23 protein-coding genes and 1 tRNA gene are annotated in these 24,919 nt (G+C 57.0%); 10 read left to right on the top strand and 14 right to left on the bottom strand.

Translation table 11 applies throughout. From position 1 onward, the window contains the following. Nucleotides 1-118: 118 nt before the first annotated feature. Nucleotides 119-203: transfer RNA gene (locus G544_RS0108265), tRNA-Leu, on the bottom strand. 174 nt (nt 204-377) lie between these two features. On the opposite strand from G544_RS0108265, the gene G544_RS0108260 reads away from it, so the two are divergent. Beyond that, on the top strand, nt 378-953 hold the full coding sequence (locus G544_RS0108260) for a DJ-1/PfpI family protein (RefSeq protein WP_036023607.1): 576 nt from the start codon (nt 378-380) through the stop codon (nt 951-953). 56 nt (nt 954-1,009) lie between these two features. Here the strand turns inward: G544_RS0108260 and G544_RS0108255 are convergent, their stop codons facing one another. Together G544_RS0108255 and G544_RS0108250 are read right to left on the bottom strand one after the other, a co-directional pair. Then, nucleotides 1,010-1,801 carry a DeoR/GlpR family DNA-binding transcription regulator gene (locus G544_RS0108255; RefSeq protein ID WP_027274157.1) on the bottom strand — a complete coding sequence of 264 codons (792 nt, stop codon included), beginning with the start codon at nt 1,799-1,801 and terminating at the stop codon, nt 1,010-1,012. Between the two features lie 48 nt (nt 1,802-1,849). Beyond that, nucleotides 1,850-2,746 (bottom strand): sugar kinase, encoded by an 897-nt coding sequence (locus G544_RS0108250; RefSeq protein ID WP_027274156.1) that lies wholly within the window; start codon nt 2,744-2,746, stop codon nt 1,850-1,852. 189 nt (nt 2,747-2,935) lie between these two features. Here G544_RS0108250 and yihU point away from each other — a divergent pair, with 189 nt between their 5' ends. From yihU to G544_RS0108220, 6 genes are all read left to right on the top strand, one after another. Further along, nucleotides 2,936-3,823: a sulfolactaldehyde 3-reductase gene (yihU, locus tag G544_RS0108245; protein WP_027274155.1), complete on the top strand. Its 888-nt coding sequence runs from the start codon at nt 2,936-2,938 to the stop codon at nt 3,821-3,823. Between the two features lie 41 nt (nt 3,824-3,864). After that, complete coding sequence (locus G544_RS0108240) at nt 3,865-4,728, top strand: class II fructose-bisphosphate aldolase (protein ID WP_027274154.1); 864 nt, start codon at nt 3,865-3,867, stop codon at nt 4,726-4,728. A gap of 56 nt (nt 4,729-4,784) precedes the next feature. After that, nucleotides 4,785-5,795 (top strand): zinc-dependent alcohol dehydrogenase, encoded by a 1,011-nt coding sequence (locus tag G544_RS0108235; protein WP_027274153.1) that lies wholly within the window; start codon nt 4,785-4,787, stop codon nt 5,793-5,795. Nucleotides 5,796-5,891: 96 nt separating this feature from the next. Next, nucleotides 5,892-7,337 (top strand): MFS transporter, encoded by a 1,446-nt coding sequence (locus tag G544_RS0108230; protein ID WP_027274152.1) that lies wholly within the window; start codon nt 5,892-5,894, stop codon nt 7,335-7,337. 54 nt (nt 7,338-7,391) lie between these two features. Beyond that, nucleotides 7,392-8,759, top strand: a complete 1,368-nt coding sequence (locus tag G544_RS0108225) for an MFS transporter (protein WP_051155641.1) — start codon at nt 7,392-7,394, stop codon at nt 8,757-8,759. Nucleotides 8,760-8,795: 36 nt separating this feature from the next. Next, on the top strand, nt 8,796-9,710 hold the full coding sequence (locus tag G544_RS0108220) for an aldose epimerase family protein (protein WP_027274150.1): 915 nt from the start codon (nt 8,796-8,798) through the stop codon (nt 9,708-9,710). Nucleotides 9,711-9,747: 37 nt separating this feature from the next. On the opposite strand, the gene G544_RS0108215 is transcribed toward G544_RS0108220, so the two are convergent. The 4 genes from G544_RS0108215 to lptF all read right to left on the bottom strand — a co-directional run bounded on the left by G544_RS0108215 (nt 9,748) and on the right by lptF (nt 14,010). Continuing rightward, nucleotides 9,748-11,277: a multicopper oxidase family protein gene (locus tag G544_RS0108215; RefSeq protein ID WP_027274149.1), complete on the bottom strand. Its 1,530-nt coding sequence runs from the start codon at nt 11,275-11,277 to the stop codon at nt 9,748-9,750. A gap of 92 nt (nt 11,278-11,369) precedes the next feature. Then, the gene (locus G544_RS0108210; RefSeq protein WP_027274148.1) at nt 11,370-11,699 is read right to left on the bottom strand and encodes a hypothetical protein; all 330 of its coding nucleotides are present in this window, start codon (nt 11,697-11,699) and stop codon (nt 11,370-11,372) included. 137 nt (nt 11,700-11,836) lie between these two features. After that, on the bottom strand, nt 11,837-12,913 hold the full coding sequence (gene lptG / locus G544_RS0108205; RefSeq protein WP_027274147.1) for an LPS export ABC transporter permease LptG: 1,077 nt from the start codon (nt 12,911-12,913) through the stop codon (nt 11,837-11,839). Between the two features lie 2 nt (nt 12,914-12,915). Then, complete coding sequence (gene lptF, locus G544_RS0108200; RefSeq protein ID WP_027274146.1) at nt 12,916-14,010, bottom strand: LPS export ABC transporter permease LptF; 1,095 nt, start codon at nt 14,008-14,010, stop codon at nt 12,916-12,918. Nucleotides 14,011-14,265: 255 nt separating this feature from the next. Between lptF and pepA the strand changes: the two genes are divergently transcribed. The 3 genes from pepA to G544_RS0108185 all read left to right on the top strand — a co-directional run bounded on the left by pepA (nt 14,266) and on the right by G544_RS0108185 (nt 19,229). Next, nucleotides 14,266-15,777, top strand: a complete 1,512-nt coding sequence (gene pepA, locus G544_RS0108195; protein ID WP_027274145.1) for a leucyl aminopeptidase — start codon at nt 14,266-14,268, stop codon at nt 15,775-15,777. 129 nt (nt 15,778-15,906) lie between these two features. Continuing rightward, nucleotides 15,907-16,356 carry a DNA polymerase III subunit chi gene (locus tag G544_RS0108190; protein WP_027274144.1) on the top strand — a complete coding sequence of 150 codons (450 nt, stop codon included), beginning with the start codon at nt 15,907-15,909 and terminating at the stop codon, nt 16,354-16,356. Between the two features lie 17 nt (nt 16,357-16,373). Beyond that, nucleotides 16,374-19,229 carry a valine--tRNA ligase gene (locus G544_RS0108185; protein WP_027274143.1) on the top strand — a complete coding sequence of 952 codons (2,856 nt, stop codon included), beginning with the start codon at nt 16,374-16,376 and terminating at the stop codon, nt 19,227-19,229. A gap of 448 nt (nt 19,230-19,677) precedes the next feature. On the opposite strand, the gene G544_RS22140 is transcribed toward G544_RS0108185, so the two are convergent. The 7 genes from G544_RS22140 to sgcC form a co-directional block, all read right to left on the bottom strand. Continuing rightward, on the bottom strand, nt 19,678-19,734 hold the full coding sequence (locus tag G544_RS22140) for a type I toxin-antitoxin system Ibs family toxin (protein WP_134389254.1): 57 nt from the start codon (nt 19,732-19,734) through the stop codon (nt 19,678-19,680). 374 nt (nt 19,735-20,108) lie between these two features. Then, on the bottom strand, nt 20,109-20,768 hold the full coding sequence (hxpB, locus tag G544_RS0108175; protein WP_027274141.1) for a hexitol phosphatase HxpB: 660 nt from the start codon (nt 20,766-20,768) through the stop codon (nt 20,109-20,111). Beyond that, nucleotides 20,765-21,547 carry a DeoR/GlpR family DNA-binding transcription regulator gene (locus G544_RS0108170; protein ID WP_027274140.1) on the bottom strand — a complete coding sequence of 261 codons (783 nt, stop codon included), beginning with the start codon at nt 21,545-21,547 and terminating at the stop codon, nt 20,765-20,767. Before G544_RS0108170 ends, hxpB begins: the two co-directional genes overlap by 4 nt. Next, the gene (locus G544_RS0108165; RefSeq protein WP_027274139.1) at nt 21,540-22,190 is read right to left on the bottom strand and encodes a beta/alpha barrel domain-containing protein; all 651 of its coding nucleotides are present in this window, start codon (nt 22,188-22,190) and stop codon (nt 21,540-21,542) included. The genes G544_RS0108170 and G544_RS0108165 overlap by 8 nt, the downstream gene beginning before the upstream one ends. Next, a complete protein-coding gene (locus G544_RS0108160; RefSeq protein WP_027274138.1) occupies nt 22,187-22,627 on the bottom strand; it encodes a PTS sugar transporter subunit IIA in 441 nt (146 codons plus the stop codon). Before G544_RS0108160 ends, G544_RS0108165 begins: the two co-directional genes overlap by 4 nt. 128 nt (nt 22,628-22,755) lie before the next feature. Then, on the bottom strand, nt 22,756-23,562 hold the full coding sequence (locus tag G544_RS0108155) for a BtpA/SgcQ family protein (protein WP_027274137.1): 807 nt from the start codon (nt 23,560-23,562) through the stop codon (nt 22,756-22,758). Nucleotides 23,563-23,600: 38 nt separating this feature from the next. Further along, on the bottom strand, nt 23,601-24,914 hold the full coding sequence (gene sgcC / locus G544_RS0108150; RefSeq protein ID WP_027274136.1) for a PTS sugar transporter subunit IIC SgcC: 1,314 nt from the start codon (nt 24,912-24,914) through the stop codon (nt 23,601-23,603). Nucleotides 24,915-24,919 lie beyond the last annotated feature (5 nt).

Genomic DNA, 24,919 nt, shown 5'->3' with positions numbered 1-24,919 from the left:
ATGTTGATGTAGGTCGAGTTCAGTATACCTCAGTTGAATGAAAAAGCCCGGAAAGCCCTACAGAACGCGGATTTCAGATACAAAAAAAGACGTCGGTTGACGTCTATTGATGTATCCATGGTGCCTGAGGCCGGACTCGAACCGGCACACCCGAAGGCGGTTGATTTTGAATCAACTGCGTCTACCGATTTCGCCACTCAGGCATGGGAGGGATACGGAAAACCTCGGCATTATACCTTCACTTGGAGGCGACGCAAGGGCTATTCCGCAAAAAAACGCTTAACTGATATGAAAATAACCACTGGGGCAGCGGCAGAATTTTTATCGCCGTGTACTATTAGTTAGGCAGTAAATCAATTCATCTAAAAGGAGTCGCAATGACAACGCCAAAACGTATTTTAATGCTGGTCGGCGACTACGCCGAAGACTATGAAACCATGGTGCCGTTCCAGACGCTGCTGACGGTGGGGCATCAGGTTGACGCGGTGTGCCCCGGCAAGGCCAAGGGTGACTATATTCAGACGGCTATCCACGACTTTGACGGCGCACAGACCTACAGCGAAAAGCCGGGCCACCGTTTTACGCTGAATGCTGACTTTTCCACCGTCAAGGCACAGGACTACGATGCGCTGGTGATCCCCGGCGGTCGCGCCCCTGAATACCTTCGCCTTAATCAAGAGGTTATCGATATCGTGAAGGCGTTCGACAAAGCGGGTAAGCCGATCGCCGCCGTGTGCCACGGGCCTCAGCTGCTGGCCGCTGCCGGTATTCTGAAAGGGCGTACCTGTAGCGCTTACCCGGCCTGTGCGCCGGAAGTTCGCCTAAGCGGCGGTGAATATGCCGACATCGGCATCGATCAGGCGCACGTTGACGGCAACCTGGTGACTGCGCCCGCCTGGCCTGCGCATCCTCAGTGGATGGCGAAGTTTTTAGCCCTGCTGAATTCCAAATAAGCCCAAACGAATCGCCGGTCGCCTCTTTTGGGGAGGGACCGGCGGTTACGGCAGGCTTACTCTTCTTTTTCCGCCTGAACGATGTGGATCTCGACCTGATGCTGTTTCAGCCGGGATGTGAGCTGCGTTGGCGGCATTTCATCGGTAAACAGCGCCCTTGCCTGGCTGACGTTGCCGATTTCCACTGCCGCTGAGGCGTGATATTTGGTATGGTCCGCCGCCAGCAGCAGGCTGCGGGAGTGGGCGATCATCGCCTTAACGACCGCCGCTTCGTTGACGTCAAACTCCAGAATGCTGCCGTCGCTCTCCAGCGCACCCATGCTGGTGATGAGATAGTCGGCGCGAAAGCCCTCGACGAAGGCGACGGCGCTCGGGCCGATGATCCCCCCGTTGTGGCGACGAATGGTGCCGCCGGGCACCATCACTTCGAACTCCGTATGCTTATAGAGAAGATGGGCGACGCGCAGGCTGTTGGTGATAATGCGCAGATCTTTGCGACCCTCCAACGCCCTGGCGACCTGCTCAACGGTGGTGCCGATAGTGATAAACAGCGTGCTGCCGTCTTCGATATAGTCAGCTATTGCCTGCGCGATGGCGATTTTCTCCTGGGTGTAGGAGATTTCCCGCTGTTCGAAGGCGGTGTTGATCACGCTGGAGGCTCGCCCGGCCCCTCCGTGGTGGCGGGAGATAAAGCCCATTTCGCTCAGCTTTCGAATATCGCGGCGTACGGTTTGGGTCGATACGTCCAGAATTTGCGCAAGATCGTCAATATTCATGTAGCCGCGCTCGGCGATGAGTGAAATCAGGCGGTCGTGCCTGGGATTTCCCGTCAGCTCCGTCAATGTCACGTTAGCTCTCCCATTAATTGACATCACATAAGACTGTATTTGTCCATTTTATACTGAATGTGACAAAAAATCGTCTGTTTGTGAGCGCGTTGGAATACCTTCCCTCCCTCCGGGGCGCGTACACTTCAGCGCGGCAACCGCGTTGGCGAAGCGAACGGCATCGCTGATTTCCTGTTTCTCTGCCAGCGCGTAGGCCAGCGCGCCGTGGAAAACGTCCCCGGCGCCGGTGGTGTCGATCGCCTGAACGGTAAACCCGGCTTTATGATTCAGTCGACCTTTATTTATCCACGCGCAGCCCTTTGAGCCCTGCGTTACGTAGGCGATGCCCGGCGTCGCGTCGGCGGCAAGCTTGAGGCCTGTCAGCGCATCGCTTTCTCCCGTCATTTTCTTAAGGCCCGGCTCGGAGAACACGGCGTGGTCCGCCAGCGCGACCAGAGAACGTATGTCCTGCGGCGTCAGGTCTGCATCCAAAAGCGTCGGAACGCCGACTTCTCGGGCGCGTTTTAGGGCGCATTCCGCGCCTTCATGCCAGCGGACGTCGGCCAACACCATGTCGTACTGTGAAAAATCAATGTCGCTCATCCAGGCGGCATCGCTTAGCAGTTCGGGGCTGGGGTGGTTGATGATGATCCGCTCTCCCTGGCGGTCAACCAGAATGGCGGACTGGGATGAGCGGGCGTTGGAGTACACGCGGGTTAGAGACACGCTAACGCCTTCCTGCTCCAGGTCTGCCAGCAGGGTTTTCCCCGCGGCGTCATCGCCCAGTCGGCCGATAAAGTCAACGCTGGCGCCCAGCCTGGCCGCGGCTACCGCTGCCGTGGCGGCGGGGCCTCCGCCGATCTCCTTATAGTCGTGGGCAACGTATTTGCCGCCGCCGTCCGGCAGTGAGTCTACGTAATAGAGGCGATCCTGAACCGCGATGCCAACGCAGGCGATCTTCAGCATGGTAAGACTCCTTTTTTCATTTTTGTCGTCATTGTCAGATGTTGATCTCATTGTGTCCATTTTAATTCATTTAAATGCCAAAAGAGTGATTGGTGTCACTTTAATTACTAAAAACTACAAATATCATCAATTCAATTCCGGTAAATGACAAAAAATGACATTTTCAGTCAAGAGTGATAGGAGGGGGAAATGGCGGATATAGCCTTTATAGGGCTGGGACAGATGGGGTCTCCGATGGCGACCAATCTGATTAAGAAAGGACACCGGCTGACGGTATATGACATAAATGCTCAGGCAGTGGCTACGCTTGGCGAATTGGGAGTCGCAGCGGCAGCCAGCCCCGCGGAGGCCGCCAAAGGCGCGGAGTTCGTGATTACCATGCTGCCGAACGGCGATCTGGTTCAGGACGTTCTGTTTGGCGAGCGGGGAGTGACGCAAACGCTCAGACGAGATGCGCTGGTCATCGACATGTCGACTATCCACCCGCTGCACAGCGATCGCCTTTGCCAGCGCATGAGCGAAGCCGGGTTTAGCTATATGGACGCACCGGTAGGGCGCACGTCGGATCACGCCATCGCCGGCACGCTGTTGATTCTGGCGGGGGGAACGGCGGAGCAGGTCGCGCGGGCGACGCCAATTCTGATGTGCATGGGGTCCGAGCTGGTCAACTGCGAAGGGCCGGGCATGGGGATCCGCGTCAAGCTGATTAACAACTACATGAGTATTGCGCTCAACGCGCTGTCGGCCGAAGCGGCGGTAATGTGCGAAGCGCTGGGACTGCCGCTTGAGGTGGCCGTCAAGGTGATGTCCAACACGCCGGCCGGTAAGGGGCACTTTACCACCAGCTGGCCGAACAAGGTGCTCAAGGGCGATCTGACTCCGTCGTTCATGATCGACCTGGCGCATAAGGATTTGGGTATCGCGCTGGACGTCGCCAACCAGCTTAAGGTGCCAACGCCTCTGGGCGCGGCGGCGCGGGAGGTTTACAGCTTGGCTCGCGCGGCGGGAAGAGGGCGGCAGGACTGGACGGCCATTTTAGCTCAGGTTCGTCAGCTTGCGGGGCGAGCAGCTGATTAACGTAATTCATGAAGAACAGAGAAACACTAAGAGAGACAACTATGCCGTACATATCGGGAAAACAGATGATCCAACGGGCCTGGCTGGGCGGTTACGCCATCGGCGCCTTCAGCGTCCACAATGCCGAAACCATTCGCGCTGTGCTTTTGGCCGCGAAGGAAGAGCGCGCGCCGGTGATGCTTCAAATCGGCCAACGGGTGATAAACACCTTGGGATTACAGCCGATGAAGGCAATGGTGGACGCCTTTATGACCGAGTGCGACGTGCCGGTGTGTATTCATCTGGATCACAGCCGCAGCTTTGAGCAAACCATGCAGGCCGTGCGCGCCGGTTTCCATTCGGTGATGTTTGACGGCTCCCACCTGAGCTTTGACGAGAACGTGAGAATAACCCGTGCGGTCGCCGACGTTTCACACGCTTTGGGCATAGGATGTGAAGGCGAAATAGGTAAAATCGGCGGTACGGAAGACGATATCTCCGTTGATGAAAAAGAGGCCTTTATTACCAGCTGTGAAGAAGCGCTCTCGTTCTCTCAGGGCACTACCGTTGACTATTTGGCCGTTTCCATCGGCACTGCGCACGGTATCTACAAGCAGGAACCCAAGCTGGCGTTCGGTCGACTGGCGGAAATTCGCGACGCGGTGAAAAAACCCATCGTGTTGCACGGCGGCTCCGGCGTGCCCGACGAGCAAATTCGCAAAGCCGTTGAGCTGGGCGTAGCGAAGGTCAACGTGGATACCGAACTGCGTCAGGCCTTTACCGAAGGCGTGTTGGACGTGCTGGGCAACGATCCGCATGAATACACGCTGGCCCTTTCTCTTGGCCGCGGAACGGACTTTATGAAAGAAAGAGTAAAAGAAAAAATTCGCCTGTTTGGAAGCAGTAACAGAGCGGCGGACTTTTAACGCCGCCTTGCAACAGGCTGACTCCGGTTTCTTTTTTATTAGATAAGGTTGCCATTATGAGTAAAGTGACAAATGTCCTGTTCTCGGCCGTAGGCCAGGTAGTAACGGAACACCGCGACGTTGAGGATAAGGCGCTGGCGCCCGGTGAGGTGCGTATCGCTCCCGTTTATATGGGCATCTGCGGCTCCGATCTGCACGTTCTGGCCGACGGCCATCCGTTTGCCAAGCCGCCCATCGTTCCCGGCCATGAAATTGCGGCAAGGGTGACTGAGATTGGCTCGAATGTGACCAACGTCAGCGTTGGCGACCACGTGGTGGTCGACCCGATTATGGCCTGCATGGAGTGCCGCGCCTGTAAGGCCGGGCGCTTCAATCTGTGCGAGCCGCCGCAGGTCGCGGGCTTCCGCGCGCCGGGGTTTGCCCGCTCTTCTCACGTCGTGCCGGCCCGCAATCTCCATATCGCACCCAAGTCGCTGCCGCTTAGCGTGCTGGCCTTCGCCGAACCTGCGGCCTGTGCGCGCCATTGCGTAAACCGGCTGCCGGAAGCGGCGCGGGAAATCGTGCTGGTGATTGGCGCGGGCACTATCGGCCTGTCGGTGGTTCAGGCGCTGCACATTATGGGGGCGCAAAAGATTACCGTCGTTGAGCCGGACGCCAAGAAGCGCGAACTGGCGCTGAAGTTCGGCGCTTCCAGAGCGCTGGCTCCGGGCGAACTGAGCTCCGACGAACGCTTTACCGGCGTTATCGACGTGGTGGCCGCTCAGGCGACGCTGATGGAAGCCTGCACCAAGGTGATGGCGGGCGGCACCGTTATCTGCATGGGCGTACCGAGCGGAAACCGCGAGATCCCGCTGCCGAGCATGCAGCGCTTTGAGCGCGACCTGCTCAGTTCCGGCATGTACGTTCCCGAAGACTTTGACGCGGTGATTGAGTGGCTGGCCGACGGCCGCTTTGATACTCGCGATCTGGTGACGGACGTTTTCCCGGTCGAGCAGGCGTCGCAGGCCTTCGCCAGAGCGAAAGAATCGGACTCTATTAAAGTGCTTATCCAGTTCGATAAGGACTGATTGACTGACGCCCTTGGCTCTCTCCATACGGGGGAGCCTGATTTCAGACTATAACGACAACAATAACACTATTACTGAAATAGTAAGGACACCTCAATGACGTGCTCTACAGCCTTAACGTCTTATCGGATAAGCCGTCCGCAGGACGTGATCGACATCGTTAACCGCAATTCTGCGCTTCGCTCTAACATTGGCATCGTTTTAATCGCGCTGGGAGGCATTCTTATCGATGCCTATCAGGCGGCGATGGTGGGTTTTGGCAACAAATACATTGCCGCCGAGTTCGGCATTTCTCCCGGCCTTGCCGCGACGGTCAACGCTTCAGTGCTGATTGCCGCGCTGGTCGGCGGGCTGCTGGCTAACCGGGTTATCAATACCTTTGGGCAGCGCAGGGCGTTTCTGATTGGTATGGGCCTGTGTACGCTGGGGGCGCTGTCGGTCGCCTTTGCGCCAAACATCTGGTGGGTGCTCGTCGCCCGCGTGATTATGGGCTTTGGCTTAGGCATCGACTTCCCGCTGGCGACCAGCGCGGTAGCTGAACTTCGCGGAACGTCGTCGAAGAAGTCGGGTTCATCGGTAAACCTGTGGCAAATGGGATGGTACGTGTCTACGACGATAGTGTATCTGGTGCTGATCCCGCTGCATTTTGCCGACGTCACGGAAAGCCACCTGTGGCGCTACGGTATCTTTATTGGCGCCGCGTTTGCCGTGCTGGTGATGATCCTTCGCTACGTTTTTATCGGCGAGTCTGCCATGTGGGCGGCTCGAGTAGGTCAGTACGACCTTTCCTGCCGAATACTGAAAGCGCGCTATGGCATTGACGCCGAGGTCGCCGAAAACGTTCAGAAGGCGCAGCAGGTTGAGCAAAAGGCCAAGATTGAAGGCGCTTACTCCGTTTTGTTCAATAAGACCTACCGCCGCCGCACGATCTTGGGCTGCATCGTCGCGACGATGCAGGCGTGGCAGTACAACGCCGTGGGCGTTTACCTGCCGCTGACGCTGGCGGGCATTCTCAGCGGCGGCCTGTCCGGCGCTTTGACGGGCTCGGCGGTGGTTAACGCCCTGTGCGGCGTAACCGGCGGTGCTATTGGTTCGCTTATCGTCAGCAAAGTAGGTTCACGCCGCCAGTCCATGATTGGGTTCGCCATGGTGACGATTGCGCTGCTGGCTCTGGGGGCGCTTGCGACCACTAACCCATGGCTGTCACTGGTACTGTTGGGCTCTATCATCTTCTTCCACTCAGCCGGACCGGGAGGGCTTGGCATGACGATTGCGACGCTCTCCTACCCGCCAAGCATTCGCCCCGCCGGGGTTGGCTTTGCTCGCGCCATCATGCGGACTGGCGCCATTGCCGGGCTTATCTTCTGGCCGATGCTGTGGGGAAGCCTGAACACTCAGGCCTTCTACTGGCTGGCGATTGTTCCTTTCATTGGCTTTGCCACCTGTCTGTGTATCCGCTGGGAGCCGATTGGCGCCAACGTTGACGCCGAGGATGAAGCGGTGCTGGCAGAGCTTAGTGAAAATCGTTCTCGACATGAGTAACGCGCGTCGCCGGCGTTTTGCGCCGGCGGCCTCCGCCGTAGAAGGAAGCAAGCGATGAAGACGAATAATAATAACGGCGCCTCCAACAATCGGCTGTCAGACGCGGCGATGCGTCGGGTGGTCGCCGCCAGCTTTGCCGGCGCGCTGTTGGAATGGTACGACTTCTTTATTTTTGGCACGGCGGCGGGTCTGGTATTCGGGCCGCTGTTCTTCCCACAGGAAGATCCCATCGTAGGCACTATTGCCGCCTTCGCTACCTTTGGCGTAGGCTTTTTGGCGCGTCCGCTGGGGGGCATTGTTTTTGGCCACTATGGCGACAGAGTTGGCCGTAAGGTGACGCTGATTTGGACACTGATTATCGTCGGCCTGTCGACGTTCCTTATCGGCCTGTTGCCGACCTACGCCAGCGCGGGCGTATGGGCGCCGGCGCTTCTGGTCGTGCTGCGGCTGGTTCAGGGCTTCGGCCTGGGCGGTGAGTACGGCGGTGCGGCGCTGATGACCATTGAGTCCGCGCCTGAGCACAAGCGGGGCTTTTTAGGCTCTTTGCCCCAGACGGCGGCTTCGGCGGGCATTATGCTGGCCACCGGCGTATTTGCGCTGTGTAACTGGCTTTTGACGCCGGAACAGTTTATGGACTGGGGGTGGCGTATTCCTTTCATGCTGTCGGCGGTAATGCTGGTGGTAGGAATGTATATCCGCCTGCATACCGAAGAAACCGGCGATTTTAAAAGCGCCAGGCGTGAAAACATGGTGCAAAAGCGTGAGATTCTGACGGTGCCGATGAGCGAAAGGCCGTCGGAGGAGGTTCTTAAAAAAGAATCTCTGCCGATCGTCGAGCTGTTTCGCAAGCATCCGCGCAACATTTTTCTGGCGCTGGGCGCGCGGCTGGCCGAAACCGTCTCTTCCAATATTATCAACGCGTTCGGCATCGCCTATCTCTCAACGCAGCTGGCGATGGACCGACAAATCCCTCTGACGGGGATGCTTATCGCCTCTGCGATTGGGCTGATTTCCTGCCCGCTTATCGGCTGGCTGTCCGATCGCTTTGGCCAGCGCGCTTTTTATACCGCCGGTGCGGCGTTTTGCATCGTTTTCGCTTTTCCGTTCTTCTGGCTTCTGGGAACCCAGCAGCCGCTGGCTATCTGCCTGGCGATGATTATCGGCTATAACTTCGGCCCGACCATGATGTTTGCCGTTCAGCCGACGATGTTCACCCGCATGTTCGGCACTAAGGTTCGCTATACCGGCCTCTCCTTCGCCTATCAGTTCTCCGCCATTTTGGGCGGTATGACGCCGCTTATCGCCTCCTCGTTGCTGGCGCTCGGCGGCGGTAAGCCCTGGCTCGTGGCCGCTTACTTCGCGTTGATTTCCGCCGTTTCGTTTATCTGCGTACGGCTTATTCGCCAGCAGGAAACGCAGTAGGCGAAGACCGTTTTTTAAAGAAATAAGGATTGGGTTATGACAATAAGCACAGAAGAAAGCCCCTACCTGGCGGTTCGCCGCGCGTTTGACGCTCCCTGGCCAGGGCCGAGAGGGGAGAAAATCGAGATTGCCAGCGGCGATTTGCGGGCGGTTATCTATCCGCAGGACGGCTGCCGGATCGCGTCTCTCAACGCGTTTGGCTATGAGCTGCTGCGCCAGTGGAACCCGCAGCGAAGAGCGTTTCAGTACGGCTGTTTCCCCATGATGCCGTGGGTTGGTCGCATGGGCGGAGCCGAGTTGAATTTTGAAGGAAAAAGCTACCCGCTGCCGATGAACAAACCGCCCCACGCGCTGCACGGCATGGCCTGCTTTGGCGCGTGGGAAATTGTTGATGCGTCGCCGACCGAGGCCGCGTTCAGGCTGAAGTTGGATAAGCCCTGGCCGTGGAAGGGCGAGGTGATCCAGCGCTTTTCTCTGAAGGATAACGCGCTGACGGTTAGCCTTTTGGTTAAAAGCGATGGAGAGCGCTTCCCGGCAGCGGCCGGCTGGCACCCGTGGTTCGCCAAATGGACCGGCGACGAGGAATACGTGAGCCAGGCGCCGGTGGGTGCGGCTGACGAACAGCTGCAAGTATCATTTAGCGCCGACTGGCAGGAAGAGCCTGGTGACAACGAGCTGCCCACCGGCAGGCGCATCGCACCGAGGCCTGGCCCGTGGGACGACTGCTTCGGTTTTGAAAACGGCATGTCCGCCGAGCTGCTCTGGCCGGGGAAAGTGCGCCTGACGATGAGCTCGAAAGCGCCATCGATGGTGGTGTTCGACAAACAGCCCGACGCCGCCTGCGTCGAGCCGCTGTCTGGCCCTCCAAACGGCGTAAACACCGCGCCGACGGTAGTGACTAAGGATTCACCGCTGTTTATTGAGAGCCGTTGGGAGATTGCTTCGCTGTAAGCTAAACGGGGCTCTAGTGAGCCCCGTCTTCAGATGGCTAAACCACCTCCAACTGCCCCATCATGCCAAGCGTTTCATGCTCAAGAATATGGCAGTGGTACATGCGAATGCCCTTATGATGCTGGACCATCCTGATGCGCACGCGCTCGTAGGGTTTAAGGTTGACGGTGTCTTTGTGCCCCACGTAGTCGGGTTTTCTCACCTGGTCATTAAGCCGATAGTCCACGACGGTGAACTGCGTGCCGTGCAGGTGGAAGTTGTGGTCCATGTGGGAGTTATTGAAGATTTCCCACTCTTCAACCTCGTTTACCCGGCTGGTTAGATCGATGCGGTTAAGATCGTGCTTCTTGCCGTTGATCAGGAAGTTCATGCCGGACATGCCTTTGCCCATTTCCATAGTTTCCGTGTATTCCAACGTTTTTGTCGCCGTAGGCTGGCCTAGCGCAGGCAGGGTGCGAAGCGGGTTCGGCAGCGTCGGCATATTCCCCTGCGTCATAGAGACTGCCGCCAGAATACGCTCGCCCTCTACGCCGCTGCAGCCCATCTTGCCGCGGTCGTAGGAGAGTGAGCGCAGGTTCTGTTGGCCGGTATTGGTTGGAACAATCAGCACTTCGGCCCGCTCGCCCGGCGTCAGCAGCAGCGCGTCAACCTTGTGCGGTCGCTCAATCAGGCCGCCGTCGGTGCCGATAACGTAAACGTCGGCATCGCTCAGCGCCAGGTTGAGGTAGCGGCCGGAGCAGGCGTTCCACAGTCGAGCGCGGGTTGCGCCGTTGAGCGACATTTGCGGGCGAAGCGCGCCGTTAATCAGCACGAACTGGCCTTCGCGGCCGTTCATCCAGTCCATCATCGAGTTGTCGGCGATCTTTCCATCGGCATTAAGCTTCAGGTCCGAGATAAGCCAGTCCTGTACCGGAATGTGGGACAGTCCGTCCTGCTTCGGCTTGACGATAAAGGCGCCCGCCAGCCCGCGAAAGGCCTGCTCGGCAACGGTGTTGTGGCCGTGGGGGTGATACCAGTAGGTGCCCGCCGAGCCTTGCGGCAAGGTGAAGCGATAGGTGCGGCTTGCGCCGGGGGCGACTTCGTCCTGTGGGTTGCCGTCCTGATCGGGTGGGACGGGCAGGCCGTGCCAATGGAGCGTCGTCGGCTGGGGCAGCTCGTTTTTAAACGTGATTTCAACGGTGTCGCCTTCAAAAACCTCTATCGCCGGGCCGGGGATCTGGCCGTTGTAGGCCCAGAATTCGGTCATCAGGCCGTCAGCCAGCTCAACGCTAACGGGTTTTGCCGTAAGGCTAGCGGTGAATACGCCGCCTTTACCGCTGCGGTTGGCAAGCTTGGGCAGCGCGGGAAGCGGATTTCCCTGCGGCAGCGCCGATTCCGGCAGCAGCTTGCTCGCTCCCATATGGCTGCTCATACCGCCGTTTGGCATGTCGTGGCCCTGCATTTGTCCGTGGTCCATGCCGTGCCCGTTTGATGAGTGGTCCATCGCTCCTCGCTGCGCCATAACGTTGGTGGCGGCCAGGGCGCCTACGGCGGCGGCGATCTTGGTTAAAAACAGTCTGCGATTCATATAAATATCCTCTCTTTTCCGCACGGTAGCGGAGCAGGCGCAGAGCAAAACCCTGCGTCAAAAAGTTACGTTATCTTGGTAATAAAAATAGATTAAAAACGATAACTTCTGGGAGGATGCGGCTCGGGAGACAGCGAGCGGGAAAACTTACGCTGGTTGTCGACGCGGTACGGCTCGCGTTCCGCTTCGCCGCTGAACGTGAGCGAAACGGAAGGAAGCGCAAAGATGCACTGCGCGCAGTGGGCGGCGTCAATGCAGTGGGTTTGACAGGACGTATCGGCTTTTGCTGCTGCGTGATGGTGTTCTGACACGCTAGCTTCCTGACCGGCATGAGCACAGCCGAACGCCGGTGCGGAAAACGCCGCGCCGGAAAACAGCAAAGCCAGGATGAAAAACGTGCCGGTCAGCCAACGTAAATGCATAGCAGCAAGCGCAAAGCCTCAATAAAAGAAAAGCATTGCGGTGAATGTTAACCGTGAGTTACACGCGTTGCAACGCGATTTGCGTTTCTTTAAATAAGGCCTCTTTCAGCATGAGCGGTTTGAAAGAGGCCCTCGGACTACTGTCTTCGCCTGAGAAGAAGCAGGCTGAGCAGGAGGAAAGCGGCGCTGGGCAATAGCGCCCCCAGCATTGAGGGAACGTTGTAGATACTGCTGAACTGCCCAAAAATCTCGTTGAGCACGTAAAAAACGAAGCCGCAGGCGATGCCCGTGACGACCCGCACGCCCATCGGCACGCTGCGAAGCGGCCCGAAGATAAACGACAGGGCCATCAGCATCATCACCGCAACAGATATCGGCGTGAAAATTTTCTTCCAGAACAGCAGAGAATAGCGGTTGGCTTCCAGCCCGCTTTGCTTGAGATACTGGCTGTATTCATACAGCCCGCTGGCGGACAGAGATTCTGGGTTCATAGCGACCACCCCTAGCTTGTCCGGCGTCAGGTTGGTTTTCCACTCTTCGTTTAGCGTTTGAGTGCCGACGATTTTATTCGTCTGGCTTAGGTCTGACTGGTCTACCTGAGACAGTATCCAGCTTTGCTTGTCTTTATCGTACGTCGCCGTACCGGCGTAGCGCACTGATATCAGCTTACGCGCATTGTCGAAGTGGTAGATGCTGACGCCGGAGAGCTCGTTTTGATCGACGACGTTCTGAATGTAGATGAAGTCGTGATTATCCTTTGCCCACATGCCGTCCTTGGTAGACAGCAGCGAGCTGCCGTATAGCATCTGGGCGCGCACGTTGCGCGCCGTCTGTTCGCCGATGGGGGCGACCCATTCGCCGATGGCCATCGTCAGCAATACCAGCGGGATCGCCGTTTTCATCACGGCGCTGGCGATCTGCAGCCGCGTGAAGCCGGAGGCCTCCATGACGACCAGTTCGCTGCGGGTCGCCAACATGCCCAGGCCCAACAGCGCGCCGAGCAGCGCCGCCATGGGGAAAAACACTTCGATGTCCTTCGGCACGCTTAGCAGCGTATAAAGCCCTGCGCCCCAGACGTCATAGTCGCCTTTGCCGGTTTTGCGCAGCTGGTCGACAAACTTGATAATGCCTGACAGGCTCACCAGCATGAACAGGGTGGCCATAATGGTGCTGAAGATAGTCCGACCGATGTAGCGATCCAATACGCTAAACATAGTTATGCCGCTCCCTTCAGTTTTGCACGCAGGCGGCGCATAGGTATGGAGTCCCACAGGTTGAGCATAATGCCCAACGCCAGATAGGCAAGGTTGACGACCCAGGTCCACATCATAGGGTCGATTTTCCCGCGGGCGGCGTTGGACTTAAGGGAGCTTTGCAGCAGGAAATAAAGCAGATACAGCAGCATGGCCGGCAGCATGCTGACCACTCGCCCTTGACGCGGGTTCACTTCGCTTAGGGGAACGACCAATAGCGCCATCAGCGGGACGGAGATGATAAGCGTCAGACGCCAGTTCATTTCGGCCTTGGCCTGATGGGTATCGGTATCCATCAGCGTGCGGAAGCTGGCCTGCTCTACGTCGCCGTCGTCCAGCGTCACTTCCTGATGGCCGATGACGGCCTGATAGTGGTTAAAGTCGGTAATGCGGAAATCGCGCAGCATGGCGGTGCCCTCATAGCGAGTGCCCTTATCCATGAAGATACGCTGGTTGCCGAGGTTATCTGATTCAATGTGGCCCTTGTCCGCCACTACGACGGAAGGGCGCTGGTTGCCGGAAGGGCGAAGCTGCGCCAGAAAAACGTCGTTGAACTGGTTGCCGTCTACGCTGCCGACGAACAGTACGGCGTTGCCGTCCTGCGAGGTTTGAAACTGCCCTTCGACCAGCGCGCCGAGGCTGGGGTTGGCTTTGGCGTCGGCGATGATTTTTTCCTGACTGATGGCCGACATCGGGCTAAACCAAAGCGCATTGACGGCGGCGGCTACGCCCGTTACCACCGAAAGCGCGAGCGCTGAGACCAGCAGAACGTTTTTACTCAGGCCGCAGGCGTGCATAACCGTGATTTCGCTTTCCGAATACAGCTTGCTGAAGGTCATTAAAATGCCAAGAAACAGGCTTAGCGGCAGTATAAGCTGCGCCATTTCCGGAACGCCCAGGCCAAGCAGGGAAAACACCAGGTTTGCCGGAATATCACCATCAACGGCCATAGACAAAACCCTGACCAGTTTCTGACAGAAGAAAATCAGCAACAGGATGAACAGGATCGCGACTTGGCTCTTGAACGTTTCTCGGATCAGATATCTAATGATTATCAAGTTAAATACGCCTGTGAAAACTTGTTTTTTTGCAGGAAAGCCGATACTTTCTTGGTTAATTCGCTATTTTTACTAACATCCACCATAATGGCAGGCATCTCGTAGTAATAAATAGTAGAGCTAATAATAGTATTAATACGCAGAAATATTAACACGAAATGTGTCGTGTTAATGAAAACTTCAGGTGGGCGGTGAGCCGATGGTCATTTTATCCTCAACCGCTTGGCCTTGTCTCTTTAAGATTCAGGAGAGTGCATGGAGTTCAGTGTAAAGAGCGGTAGCCCGGAAAAACAGCGTAGCGCCTGTATTGTCGTCGGCGTTTTTGAACCTCGTCGCTTGTCGCCGATCGCCGAACAGCTGGATAAAATCAGCGATGGCTACATCAGCGCGCTGCTGCGCCGCGGCGAGCTTGAGGGCAAAGTCGGTCAGTCTCTGCTGTTGCACCATGTGCCCAACATTTTGTCTGAACGCATTCTGCTTATCGGCTGCGGTAAAGAGCGCGAGCTGGACGAGCGTCAGTATAAGCAGGTCATTCAGAAGACCATCAACACCCTTAACGATACCGGCTCAATGGAAGCGGTGTGCTTTTTAACAGAGCTGCACGTTAAGGGGCGCAACACCTACTGGAACGTGCGTCAGGCGGTAGAGACGACGAAAGAGACGCTCTACATTTTCGACCAGTTGAAGAGCAATAAGGTTGAGCCGCGCCGCCCGCTGCGCAAGCTGGTGTTCAGCGTGCCGACTCGCCGCGAGCTGACCTGCGGCGAGCGCGCTATCGCCCACGGTCTGGCGATTGCCGCCGGCGTGAAGGCGGCGAAAGATCTGGGCAACATGCCGCCGAACATTTGTAACGCAGCCTATCTGGCCTCTCAGGCGCGTCAGTTAGCGGACGCCTACAGCGACAGCATGGCCACGCGCGTGATCGGCGAACAGCAGATGAAAGAGCTGGGCATGAACGCCTATTTAGCGGTGGGCCAAGGTTCGCAGAACGAATCCCTGATGTCGGTGATTGAATATCGCGGCAACCCGGCGGCTGACGCCAAGCCTATTGTTTTAGTCGGCAAAGGGCTTACCTTTGACTCCGGCGGCATCTCCATCAAGCCTGCGGAAGGCATGGATGAGATGAAGTACGATATGTGCGGCGCCGCGTCGGTTTACGGCGTAATGCGCGCCGCCGCCGAACTTGGGCTTCCGCTCAACATCGTTGGCGTTATGGCCGGCTGTGAGAACATGCCGGGCGGGCGCGCCTATCGCCCCGGCGACGTGCTGACGACCATGTCCGGCCAGACGGTCGAAGTGCTTAATACCGACGCGGAAGGGCGGCTGGTGCTGTGCGACGTGCTGACCTACGTGGAGCGCTTCGAGCCTGACGTGGTTATCGACGTTGCGACCCTGACGGGCGCCTGTATCGTTGCGCTTGGCCACCAGATTTCCGGGCTTATGTCCAACCATAATCCGCTGGCTTCCGAGCTGCTTAACGCCTCAGAACAGGCGGGCGATCGCGCGTGGCGTTTGCCGATGAACGACGAATACCAAGAGCAGCTGGACTCCAATTTTGCCGATATGGCGAACATCGGCGGTCGTCCTGCCGGTGCGATTACCGCTGGCTGCTTCCTGTCCCGCTTTACCCGCAAGTACAGCTGGGCGCATCTGGACATCGCCGGCACCGCCTGGCGCTCCGGCAAGGCCAAGGGCGCAACCGGCCGCCCGGTCGCGCTGCTGACGCAGTTCTTGTTGAACCGCGCCGGTCAAAGCTTTGAAGAGTAACAGCGCTGAAGCACCGCTTCAGCCCGCTGCGCGCCGCAGCCTTAACCGGTAGCGGCGCAGGTTTAAATCCTTCAGAGGCCCGTTCGCGGGCCTCTGACCATTACGTGAAGAGATTCGCTACCGGCCGTTATGAAGAGTGCGACATTCTATATATTGGAAAACGATGACCTGTCGGCAGGCCTGACGCCCGTCGAGGCGTTAACCTGCCATCTTGCCGCGGAGCGTTGGCGCATGGGGAAACGTATCCTTATCGCCTGTGATTCTCAGGCGCAGGCCGAGCGTCTGGACGAAGCGCTGTGGGCTCGCGACGCGTCGTCGTTTGTTCCCCATAGCCTGGTTGGCGAGGGGCCGAAGTACGGCGCGCCGGTTGAGCTGTGCTGGCCGGGCAAGCGCAGCAATATGCCTCGCGATCTTCTGATTAATCTGCAAGTAGCGTTTCCCGACTTTGCCACCGCTTTCTATGAAGTGGTAGACTTTGTGCCCCATGAGGACAGTCTGAAACAGCAGGCGCGCGAGCGTTATAAAGTGTATCGCAGCGTCGGTTTTAACCTTTCGACGGCAACGCCGCCACCTTTTTGAACGACATTAAGAAGACCATGGAAAAAACATACAACCCGCAAGAGATTGAGCAGTCCCTGTATAAGCAGTGGGAAGAGAGCGGCTATTTCAAGCCGAACGGTGATAAAGACAAAGAAAGCTACTGCATCGTCATTCCTCCGCCGAACGTCACCGGCAGCCTCCACATGGGGCACGCTTTCCAACAGACCATCATGGACGCCATGATCCGCTATCAGCGCATGCAGGGTAAAAACACGCTTTGGCAGGCAGGAACCGACCACGCGGGCATTGCGACCCAGATGGTGGTTGAACGCAAGATTGCGGCGGAAGAGAACAAGACCCGTCACGACTACGGACGCGAAGCCTTCATCGACAAGATTTGGCAGTGGAAGGCGGAGTCCGGCGGCACTATTACCCGCCAGATGCGCCGTCTGGGCGCGTCCGTTGACTGGGACCGCGAGCGTTTCACCATGGACGAAAGCCTGTCTGACGCGGTGAAAGAGGTGTTCGTTCGCCTGTACAAAGAGAATCTGATCTACCGCGGCAAACGTCTGGTCAACTGGGATCCGAAGCTGCGCACCGCGATATCCGATCTGGAAGTGGAAAGCCGTGAAACCAAAGGCTCTATGTGGCACCTGCGCTATCCGCTGGCGGACGGCGTCAAGACCGCCGAAGGCAAAGACTATCTGGTGGTTGCTACCACCCGTCCGGAAACGGTGCTGGGTGATACCGGCGTGGCCGTTAACCCGGAAGATCCTCGCTATAAGGATTTGATCGGCAAATTCGTCGTTCTGCCGCTGGTTAACCGCCGCATTCCTATCGTCGGCGACGAGCACGCCGATATGGAAAAGGGCACCGGCTGCGTGAAGATAACGCCAGCGCACGACTTTAACGACTATGAAGTCGGCCGTCGTCATGCCCTGCCGATGATCAATATTTTCACCTTCGACGCCGAAATCCGCGACGTCGCCGAAGTATTCGACACCAACGGCGAACCCAGCGAAGCTTATTCTGCCGAACTTCCCGAAGCGCTGCGCGGCTTAGAGCGCTTCGCCGCTCGCAAAGCGGTGGTCGCCGCGTTTGAGGCTGCCGGTCTGCTTGACGAAATTAAACCGCACGACCTGACGGTGCCTTACGGCGATCGCGGCGGCGTGGTGATTGAGCCGATGCTGACCGATCAGTGGTACGTTCGCACCAAGCCGCTGGCCAAAGTCGCTATCGAAGCGGTAGAAAACGGCGACATCCAGTTTGTGCCGAAGCAGTACGAGAACATGTATTTCTCCTGGATGCGCGATATTCAGGACTGGTGTATCTCTCGCCAGCTGTGGTGGGGCCATCGTATTCCCGCGTGGTACGACGCCGAGGGCAACGTTTACGTTGGCCGCAACGAGGAAGAAGTTCGCAAAGAAAACGGCATTGCGCCGGGCGTTGCGCTTTCTCAAGACGAAGACGTGCTGGATACTTGGTTCTCCTCCGGTCTGTGGACTTTCTCCACGCTGGGCTGGCCGGAAAACACCGAAGATCTGCGTACCTTCCACCCGACCGACGTACTGGTCAGCGGCTTTGACATCATCTTCTTCTGGATCGCGCGCATGATCATGCTGACCATGCACTTTATCAAGGATGAAGACGGCAAGCCGCAGGTGCCGTTCAAGCACGTTTACGTTACCGGGCTGATTCGCGATGAAGAAGGGCAGAAGATGTCCAAGTCCAAGGGCAACGTTATTGACCCGCTGGATATGATTGACGGCATCTCGTTGGAAGACCTGTTGGAAAAGCGCACCGGCAACATGATGCAGCCGCAGCTGGCGGAAAAAATCCGCAAGCGCACCGAGAAGCAGTTCCCGAACGGCATCGAGCCGCACGGCACCGACGCGCTGCGCTTCACGCTGGCGGCGCTGGCTTCAACCGGCCGCGACATCAACTGGGACATGAAGCGCCTGGAGGGGTACCGCAACTTCTGTAACAAGCTGTGGAACGCCAGCCGTTTCGTGTTGATGAACACCGAAGGCCACGACTGCGGCCAGAACGGCGGCGAAATGGCGCTCTCTCTGGCGGACCGCTGGATCCTGGCCGAGTTTAACCGCACGGTGAAGGCCTATCGCGACGCGTTGGACGGCTATCGCTTCGACATGGCGGCCGGAATCCTGTACGAGTTCACCTGGAACCAGTTCTGCGACTGGTATTTGGAGTTGACAAAGCCTGTGATGAACGGCGGCTCCGAGGCTGAGCTGCGCGGCACGCGCCACACGCTGGTGCAGGTGCTGGAGGCGCTGCTGCGCCTGGCGCACCCGATTATCCCGTACATTACCGAGACCATCTGGCAGCGCGTGAAGACGCTTAGAAACATTACGGCAGACACCATCATGCTGCAGCCGATGCCGGAATACGACGAGCGGCTTAACGACGAGCAGGCGCTGGCCGATTTGGAGTGGATCAAGCAGGCGATCGTCGCGGTGCGCAACATTCGCGCCGAGATGAACATTGCGCCGAGCAAGCCGCTTGAGGTGCTGCTGCGCGACGCCGACGCCAATGCGGCAAGGCGCGTTCAGGAAAACGAATCCTTCATCAACACGCTGGCGCGCCTGACGGGCGTTACCGTTCTGCCCGCGGGCGACAAGGGGCCGGTGTCGGTCACTAAGCTGGTGGACGGCGCCGAGCTTTTGATCCCGATGGCGGGGCTTATCGATAAAGAGGCCGAGCTTGAGCGTTTAACCAAAGAGGTGACGCGCATTGAGGACGAAATCGCCCGCATCGAGAGCAAGCTGTCGAACGAAGGCTTCGTCGCCCGCGCGCCGGAGGCGGTAGTCGCCAAAGAGCGCGAAAAGTTGGTTAGCTACGCGGACGCCAAGGCTAAGCTTTTGGAGCAGAAGGCGACGATTGCGGCGCTGTAAGTTGTCGTTAATGTAAAATAAACGCCGGAAGAATAACCTTCCGGCGTTTTTGTTTCTACGCTCAGGCCAGCTATATCGACGCGGAATTAATTCCGTCTAATTCAATAACGCCATGGCGAACGGTAAAACAGACTTCTAGCGCCAGATAATCCTGTTCTACGGGAGCCATAGGGGAATACTCTGAATCCCAGCAAACATAGTTATTATCAGGATTCACTGTTGTAAACGTTAACTTATTTAGCTTTTCAAAATTCATTGTTTGCTCTTATTGATTCCAGATAGCATTCCACCAAACTGAACTACGCCAATAATAGCATTTGTTCCCCATAAGGAACGTGAACATCATGATACTGATGGTTTTTGCGCTGCGATACGGCTGTTGACAGTGCTCTTTTTTTAACCTAGAGTGAAGACAAAGGGTGAGCGGGGTTTCCCCCGCTCTGGCGCTCTAGTTAGCCGGCAAGCTTATTACCAGAAGCACCACGATGATGACTAACCTCATCATGTCCCTTTCCTCTTTAGACCCCTGCTTCGGTAGGGGTTTTCCCGTTTCAGCCCCTTGCTGATCCTTTGTAGTAAAAGAATCTCTTCGTCCGCAGTCGATGTATCTTATTAATGCGGATATTTCACATAGAGGTGGCGTTTAATATATCGATGATTAAATAAGGCCTAGCATTACATCTAAGCAATACTCAATCAGCCTGATAAGTGATGCCAAATATATGCCGAAGGACAGCATTACCCAGTCGAGCTGGGCTCGTAAATAGCTCACGGCTGTTTATTGCGAAGCGTTGCGCAACTTTGAATAACAATAGGAGAGGAGGATTAGCCCTTAAATAAGGGGCAAGCGTTTATTTATATTAAGCGTTAGGCGTTCTGCTAACGAAGTAACGTTTCAATAAGCGGCCACGCCTCACTAAGCGAATCAATTTGCCCATCGGCAATGCCAAATCGCCTGTCGGAACGGGCTTCTGGCGCCGGTATTACGATAACCCGCATCTGGGCCGCCTTGGCGGCTATCGCACCGTTGACCGCGTCCTCAATCACAATACAGCTTTCTGGCTCAACGCCGAGCGCCTCTGCGGCCAGCAGGAACACGGCAGGGTGCGGTTTTCCGTTGATTAGCCCTTCGGCAGAAACGAGATGGGAGAAGTAGTGGGTCAGGCCGAGGGCGCTCAATACGCGTTCTATCTGCTTTTGAGGGGAGGAGGAGGCTACCGCCAGCGGAATGCCGTGCCCGCGTAGCGCGTTAAGCAGCGTTTCTACGCCGGGCATAGGCTCAGGGGCGGATTGAATGCGGTTGCCAACTTCGGTCACGATGTCCGATACGCGTGCCGATATTTCTTGCAGCGGCAGGCCGTAGCGAAGATGGTGCATCGTGAGCACCTTATCAATACGAACGCCTGCGGTGTCCCTAAAGTCTTCATCGGTCAAGCGTATGCCGTAGCGATGAAGATAGATCTCTTTTTCCACCTCGACCCAAACCGGCTCTGAGTCAACCAACACGCCGTCCATATCGAAGATTACGGCTGTCTTCACGTCGCGCCCTCCGTTCTGATGATGTTAATTCCCGCCTGACGATAGCGATAATAGACGTCATCGGGCAGGAGCGCATCGCTGATGATGCAGCTTATCGACAGCAGGGTGGCGACACTGTGGGGCTTAACCTGCTCAAACTTGCTGTGGTCGGCCAAGAGTATCGTCTGGCGGCCGCGCGGAATAAGGGCCTTCTTGACGCCCACCTCAAATACGGTCGAGTTGGTTATTCCATCGTCCAGCGACAGCGCGTCGCAGGACATAAACACTTTATCGGCGGAAAACTGCTTTAGCATATCAACCGCCAGGCTTTCCCCGACGGAAAAGAAGCCGGGGCGGATCATTCCGCCGATGATGTAACTTTCCAACTGGGTGTAGCTGCCGAGCTGGTTAGCGACCTTCACGTCGGTGGTGATGACCTTAGCGGATACGTCAGACAGCAGCTTGGCCAGCGCCAGACAGGTTGAACCGGAGTCCAGCAGAATGCAGTCGCCGGGGGTAATCATGGCTCTGGCGGCTTTGGCGATTTCCTGCTTGGCGACCCGCTGCATGCTCTGTTTGACGTCGAAGATGTATTCCTGATCGACGGTGGATTCGTCAAATTCAATACCGCCGTGGCGCCGCACCATACCGGGGTAACCCTTTGCAATAATGGCAAAGTCGCGTCGCACGGAGGCTTCCGCATAGCCAAACAGCTCTATTGCCTGTCGCGTAGTAATACTCTTGTGTTGCCACAGGTAGTGTAAAAGATTGCGCATTCTGTCTGAGCGTTTGTCACTCATTGGCTATCTCCCTGAACTGGTCTATGCGGCGTGGATAATCGTTAGCGCTGAAAATCGCTCGGCCTAATACCAGATGCCGCGCTCCGGCGGTAAGCAGCATTTTTGCCGACGGCAGAGTGATGCCGCCGTCAGCCCATATTTCACTTGTTGTAAATATCGACGCGGCCTGAGCAACTTTATGCACCAGGCGTTCGTTGAAGGCAAGCTTCTCGCCGTCCGGTTCGCTGGTCATTATCATGACGCTGTCGAGACGGTTGGCGAGGTAATCATAGGGGGCAAGCGGCGTCGCCGGGTTGAACGCCAGCCCCGCTTTGGCGCCGATTTTTCTTGTCGCGGTCAGAATCTCTGACGGATTGTTCAGCGTTTCCGCATGCGCAAAAATCCACTTGGGGCGCAGCGGTGCAAGCCAGGTTACCCAAGGGAAAGGATCGGCCACCATCAGATGGACCGACAGCGGCCAACACGAGGCCGCTGAGATTTGAGTCGCCGTCTTAAGCCCGAAAGTGATATTGCGGATAAAGCTGCTGTCCTCGATGTCCAGATGCAGGGAGGCGATCTCCGAGCCGCAGAGCAACCGTATTTCCTCACCCAGCGCTAAATGATTGGCCGACGCCAGCGAAGGGTGTATGTAAACGACGCTCATAGCGCCAGCGCCTGTAACAGGCGGCAAAGCGAACGATCGTCTTCGGCGCTTTTTATCTTTTCGAGCGTTTCGCTTTGCTCTAAAAGCATCGCGATCCTTTGGATGGTCTTTATATGTCGCTGAGCGTCAGTCGCGCAGATGCTGATAAGCAGCCAAACCGGATCGCACTCTTCGTTTCCAAAAGGAATCGGCTCTTCCAGCGTGGTAAACGCGATACCGTTGCTGAGCGCACCCTGCTCAGGCCGAGCGTGGGGCAGGGCAATACCTGGCGCAATCAGATAATAGGGGCCGTATTCCAACGTGTTGTCGATGATACCCTGTCCGTATTCTTCTCTGGCGTAACCCAGCTCGACCAACGGGGCCGTTGCCAACACGATCGCCTCGCGCCACGAGGGCACGCGGCGTTTCGCCTGTGTGGTGCGACTGTCCTTAATCAACATGGTTGACTCCTTTTAGGGTTGGGATATTGTTAATGCCCCCGAAATCACTTTTGGCGAAGGCTTCGGGGGCCGGTATTTACCGGGATGTAGCCTAAGCGGGGCAGACGCTTTCCGTCTGTTCCCGCTTATTGCCTGATGCGGCGGACGCGTTCCATAAAGCGAGCGACGCGATCGCCGTCGACAAAGTTCTCAAAAATACCGTCCTTCTTGAAATGGGTCGCCGTGACGCAGCCGTCGGCGATGGCCAGCTGTTCGTCCACGTTTTCCAGGCAGACGCCGGTGTTTGCCAGCACGACGGTGTCCGGCACGGTATCTTTCACCAGCTTGAGCGTCGCGGTATCGGTTTTACTGCCGGCGGTCAGTCCGGAAACGCACAGCGCATCCGGGCGATTGTTAAACACCGTTGATTTGGCGATAGCGCGAATGTCGCGTTCTCCCAGATATACCGCCGCCTCAGGTACGATGTTGAACAGGGTTTTAACGCCCTGTGCGCCGATACGATGCTGGTGGCGAATGGTTTCTCCGACGTTGGTGTTCCAGATGCCGAAGTCGCTGGCGTAGGCGCCAGTGAAGATTTCTCGAACGAACAGACCGTCGACCGCTTTCGCCAGATCGAACGAGGCGACCGGATCCCAAAGCACGTTAACGCCGTAGGGCACCTTGATTTCCGACTTTAGCTGACCGACGATCCGCGCCATTGCGGCGGAGGTTTCCGGTTTGACCTTGGTCAGATAGGGCATGCTGAACTCATTGGAAAACATGACGGCGTCGACGCCGCCGCTTTGCAGCGCCATCAGGTCGTCATAGGCGCGATCGACCACCCAGTTCATGCCTTTGCCTTCGTCAAACCCCGGATCTCCCGGCAGGGCGCGGAAGTGACACATGGCGATGACCGCTTTTTCAGTCCCAATGACGGATTTAAGCCAACTCATTATTGATAACTCCTCTTCATGATGTCTTTATTTCGCCGTCACGCTGACAGCTCTTTGTTTCTAAGACCCAGCACCACCAGGCAGACGATGCCGACGGCGATAACCACGCCGATAGCGCCCAGCGCCATGAGCTCGGTTATTGACCAGCCGAACATATTGCCGACCGACAGCGCAGAAATAGACGCCCCGTCGGCTGCAAAGCTAAAGCCGCCGCTTCGGGCCATCTCGGTGAAATAGGGGGCAAAGCGAGTTGCGATAAGCAATACGGTAATCATTACGATGATGCCGCTGACCAGCGTGCGAAGAAGATCGCCGCGGTGAATAACGGTCGCCATACAGATAAAGAACGGCGCAACCGGTAAATCCGCCAGCGGCAGCACTTTGTTGCCCGGTAGAATGCTTGCGATAAGCAGCATAATAGGGATAAGCAGCAGGCCGACGGCGATGGTGGTCGGATGGCCTAAGGTTACCGCCGAGTCCAGACCGATAAACACTTCCCGCCCGTGGAGGTAGCGCTGGAAGAATTTACGCGCGCCGTCGGAAATCGGCATCAGCCCTTCGACAATCAGGCGGATCATGCGCGGAAACAGCACCATGATAGCCGCGACCGTAATCATCAGGCCGGCGGTGCCCTTAAAGTTCTCGCCCGCCGCCAGGCCGAACACCAGCCCCAGTACGACGCCGATAATTACCGGGTCGCCTATCATGCCGAAGCGCTTTTGAATCTCCGTTGCGTCTACGTTGCGCCCTTTCAGGAAAGGGATGTAGCCGTAGAGTTTGTCCAACAGGATAAACAGCGGCACCGAACTTGAGCCATAGCCTTGAGGAATAGAGATGCCGTCCAGGCCGACGATGCTTTGCACCCGCTTGGCGGTGAGGTCAGCCATCTTCAGCGACAGCGCGGCGTGGCAGATAGCCCCTAACACGCCGTAAATCAGGCTGCCGGTCATCAGCTGAACGATGGAGCCGGTAATGGCGAAGTGCCAGTAGTTGTAGATGTCCACGTTCATGGTTTTAGTCAGGCGGGTGACCAGCATGGCGACGTTAAGCAGGAATATCACGGGGATAATCATGGCGCCGATAGCGGTAGCGTAGCCGACGCCGGAAGCGGGGCCTGCGCCGACGTCCAGTACGTGCAGCGTCAGGCCGAAGCGCTCAATCATTACTTTAATCGGCGGGCTCAGGCTGTCTATCGCCATAACGATCACAAGCCCCATGCCGACAAAGCCGATGCCCACGGTGACGCCGGCCTTAATGGCCTGCAGCAGCGGGATCCTGAAGATGAGGCCGATAACGATCATCACGATCGGCACAAATATCGTTCCGCCGAGTGAGAGGATATAGTCAAACATGTCGC

Source organism: Leminorella grimontii ATCC 33999 = DSM 5078, from assembly GCF_000439085.1.
Taxonomy (GTDB): Bacteria; Pseudomonadota; Gammaproteobacteria; order Enterobacterales; family Enterobacteriaceae; genus Leminorella; species Leminorella grimontii.
This window is presented reverse-complemented; position numbering and strand designations above follow the sequence as displayed.

What these genes read in the sequence shown, in the direction of transcription:
- G544_RS0108260 (WP_036023607.1), top strand. Translation starts at nt 378, where the DNA reads ATGACAACGCCAAAACGTATTTTAATGCTGGTCGGCGACTACGCCGAA.
- G544_RS0108250 (WP_027274156.1), bottom strand. Translation starts at nt 2,746, where the DNA reads ATGCTGAAGATCGCCTGCGTTGGCATCGCGGTTCAGGATCGCCTCTAT.
- yihU (WP_027274155.1), top strand. Translation starts at nt 2,936, where the DNA reads ATGGCGGATATAGCCTTTATAGGGCTGGGACAGATGGGGTCTCCGATG.
- G544_RS0108240 (WP_027274154.1), top strand. Translation starts at nt 3,865, where the DNA reads ATGCCGTACATATCGGGAAAACAGATGATCCAACGGGCCTGGCTGGGC.
- G544_RS0108235 (WP_027274153.1), top strand. Translation starts at nt 4,785, where the DNA reads ATGAGTAAAGTGACAAATGTCCTGTTCTCGGCCGTAGGCCAGGTAGTA.
- G544_RS0108230 (WP_027274152.1), top strand. Translation starts at nt 5,892, where the DNA reads ATGACGTGCTCTACAGCCTTAACGTCTTATCGGATAAGCCGTCCGCAG.
- G544_RS0108225 (WP_051155641.1), top strand. Translation starts at nt 7,392, where the DNA reads ATGAAGACGAATAATAATAACGGCGCCTCCAACAATCGGCTGTCAGAC.
- G544_RS0108220 (WP_027274150.1), top strand. Translation starts at nt 8,796, where the DNA reads ATGACAATAAGCACAGAAGAAAGCCCCTACCTGGCGGTTCGCCGCGCG.
- G544_RS0108215 (WP_027274149.1), bottom strand. Translation starts at nt 11,277, where the DNA reads ATGAATCGCAGACTGTTTTTAACCAAGATCGCCGCCGCCGTAGGCGCC.
- G544_RS0108210 (WP_027274148.1), bottom strand. Translation starts at nt 11,699, where the DNA reads ATGCATTTACGTTGGCTGACCGGCACGTTTTTCATCCTGGCTTTGCTG.
- lptG (WP_027274147.1), bottom strand. Translation starts at nt 12,913, where the DNA reads ATGTTTAGCGTATTGGATCGCTACATCGGTCGGACTATCTTCAGCACC.
- pepA (WP_027274145.1), top strand. Translation starts at nt 14,266, where the DNA reads ATGGAGTTCAGTGTAAAGAGCGGTAGCCCGGAAAAACAGCGTAGCGCC.
- G544_RS0108190 (WP_027274144.1), top strand. Translation starts at nt 15,907, where the DNA reads ATGAAGAGTGCGACATTCTATATATTGGAAAACGATGACCTGTCGGCA.
- G544_RS0108185 (WP_027274143.1), top strand. Translation starts at nt 16,374, where the DNA reads ATGGAAAAAACATACAACCCGCAAGAGATTGAGCAGTCCCTGTATAAG.
- G544_RS0108170 (WP_027274140.1), bottom strand. Translation starts at nt 21,547, where the DNA reads ATGAGTGACAAACGCTCAGACAGAATGCGCAATCTTTTACACTACCTG.
- G544_RS0108165 (WP_027274139.1), bottom strand. Translation starts at nt 22,190, where the DNA reads ATGAGCGTCGTTTACATACACCCTTCGCTGGCGTCGGCCAATCATTTA.
- G544_RS0108155 (WP_027274137.1), bottom strand. Translation starts at nt 23,562, where the DNA reads ATGAGTTGGCTTAAATCCGTCATTGGGACTGAAAAAGCGGTCATCGCC.
- sgcC (WP_027274136.1), bottom strand. Translation starts at nt 24,914, where the DNA reads ATGTTTGACTATATCCTCTCACTCGGCGGAACGATATTTGTGCCGATC.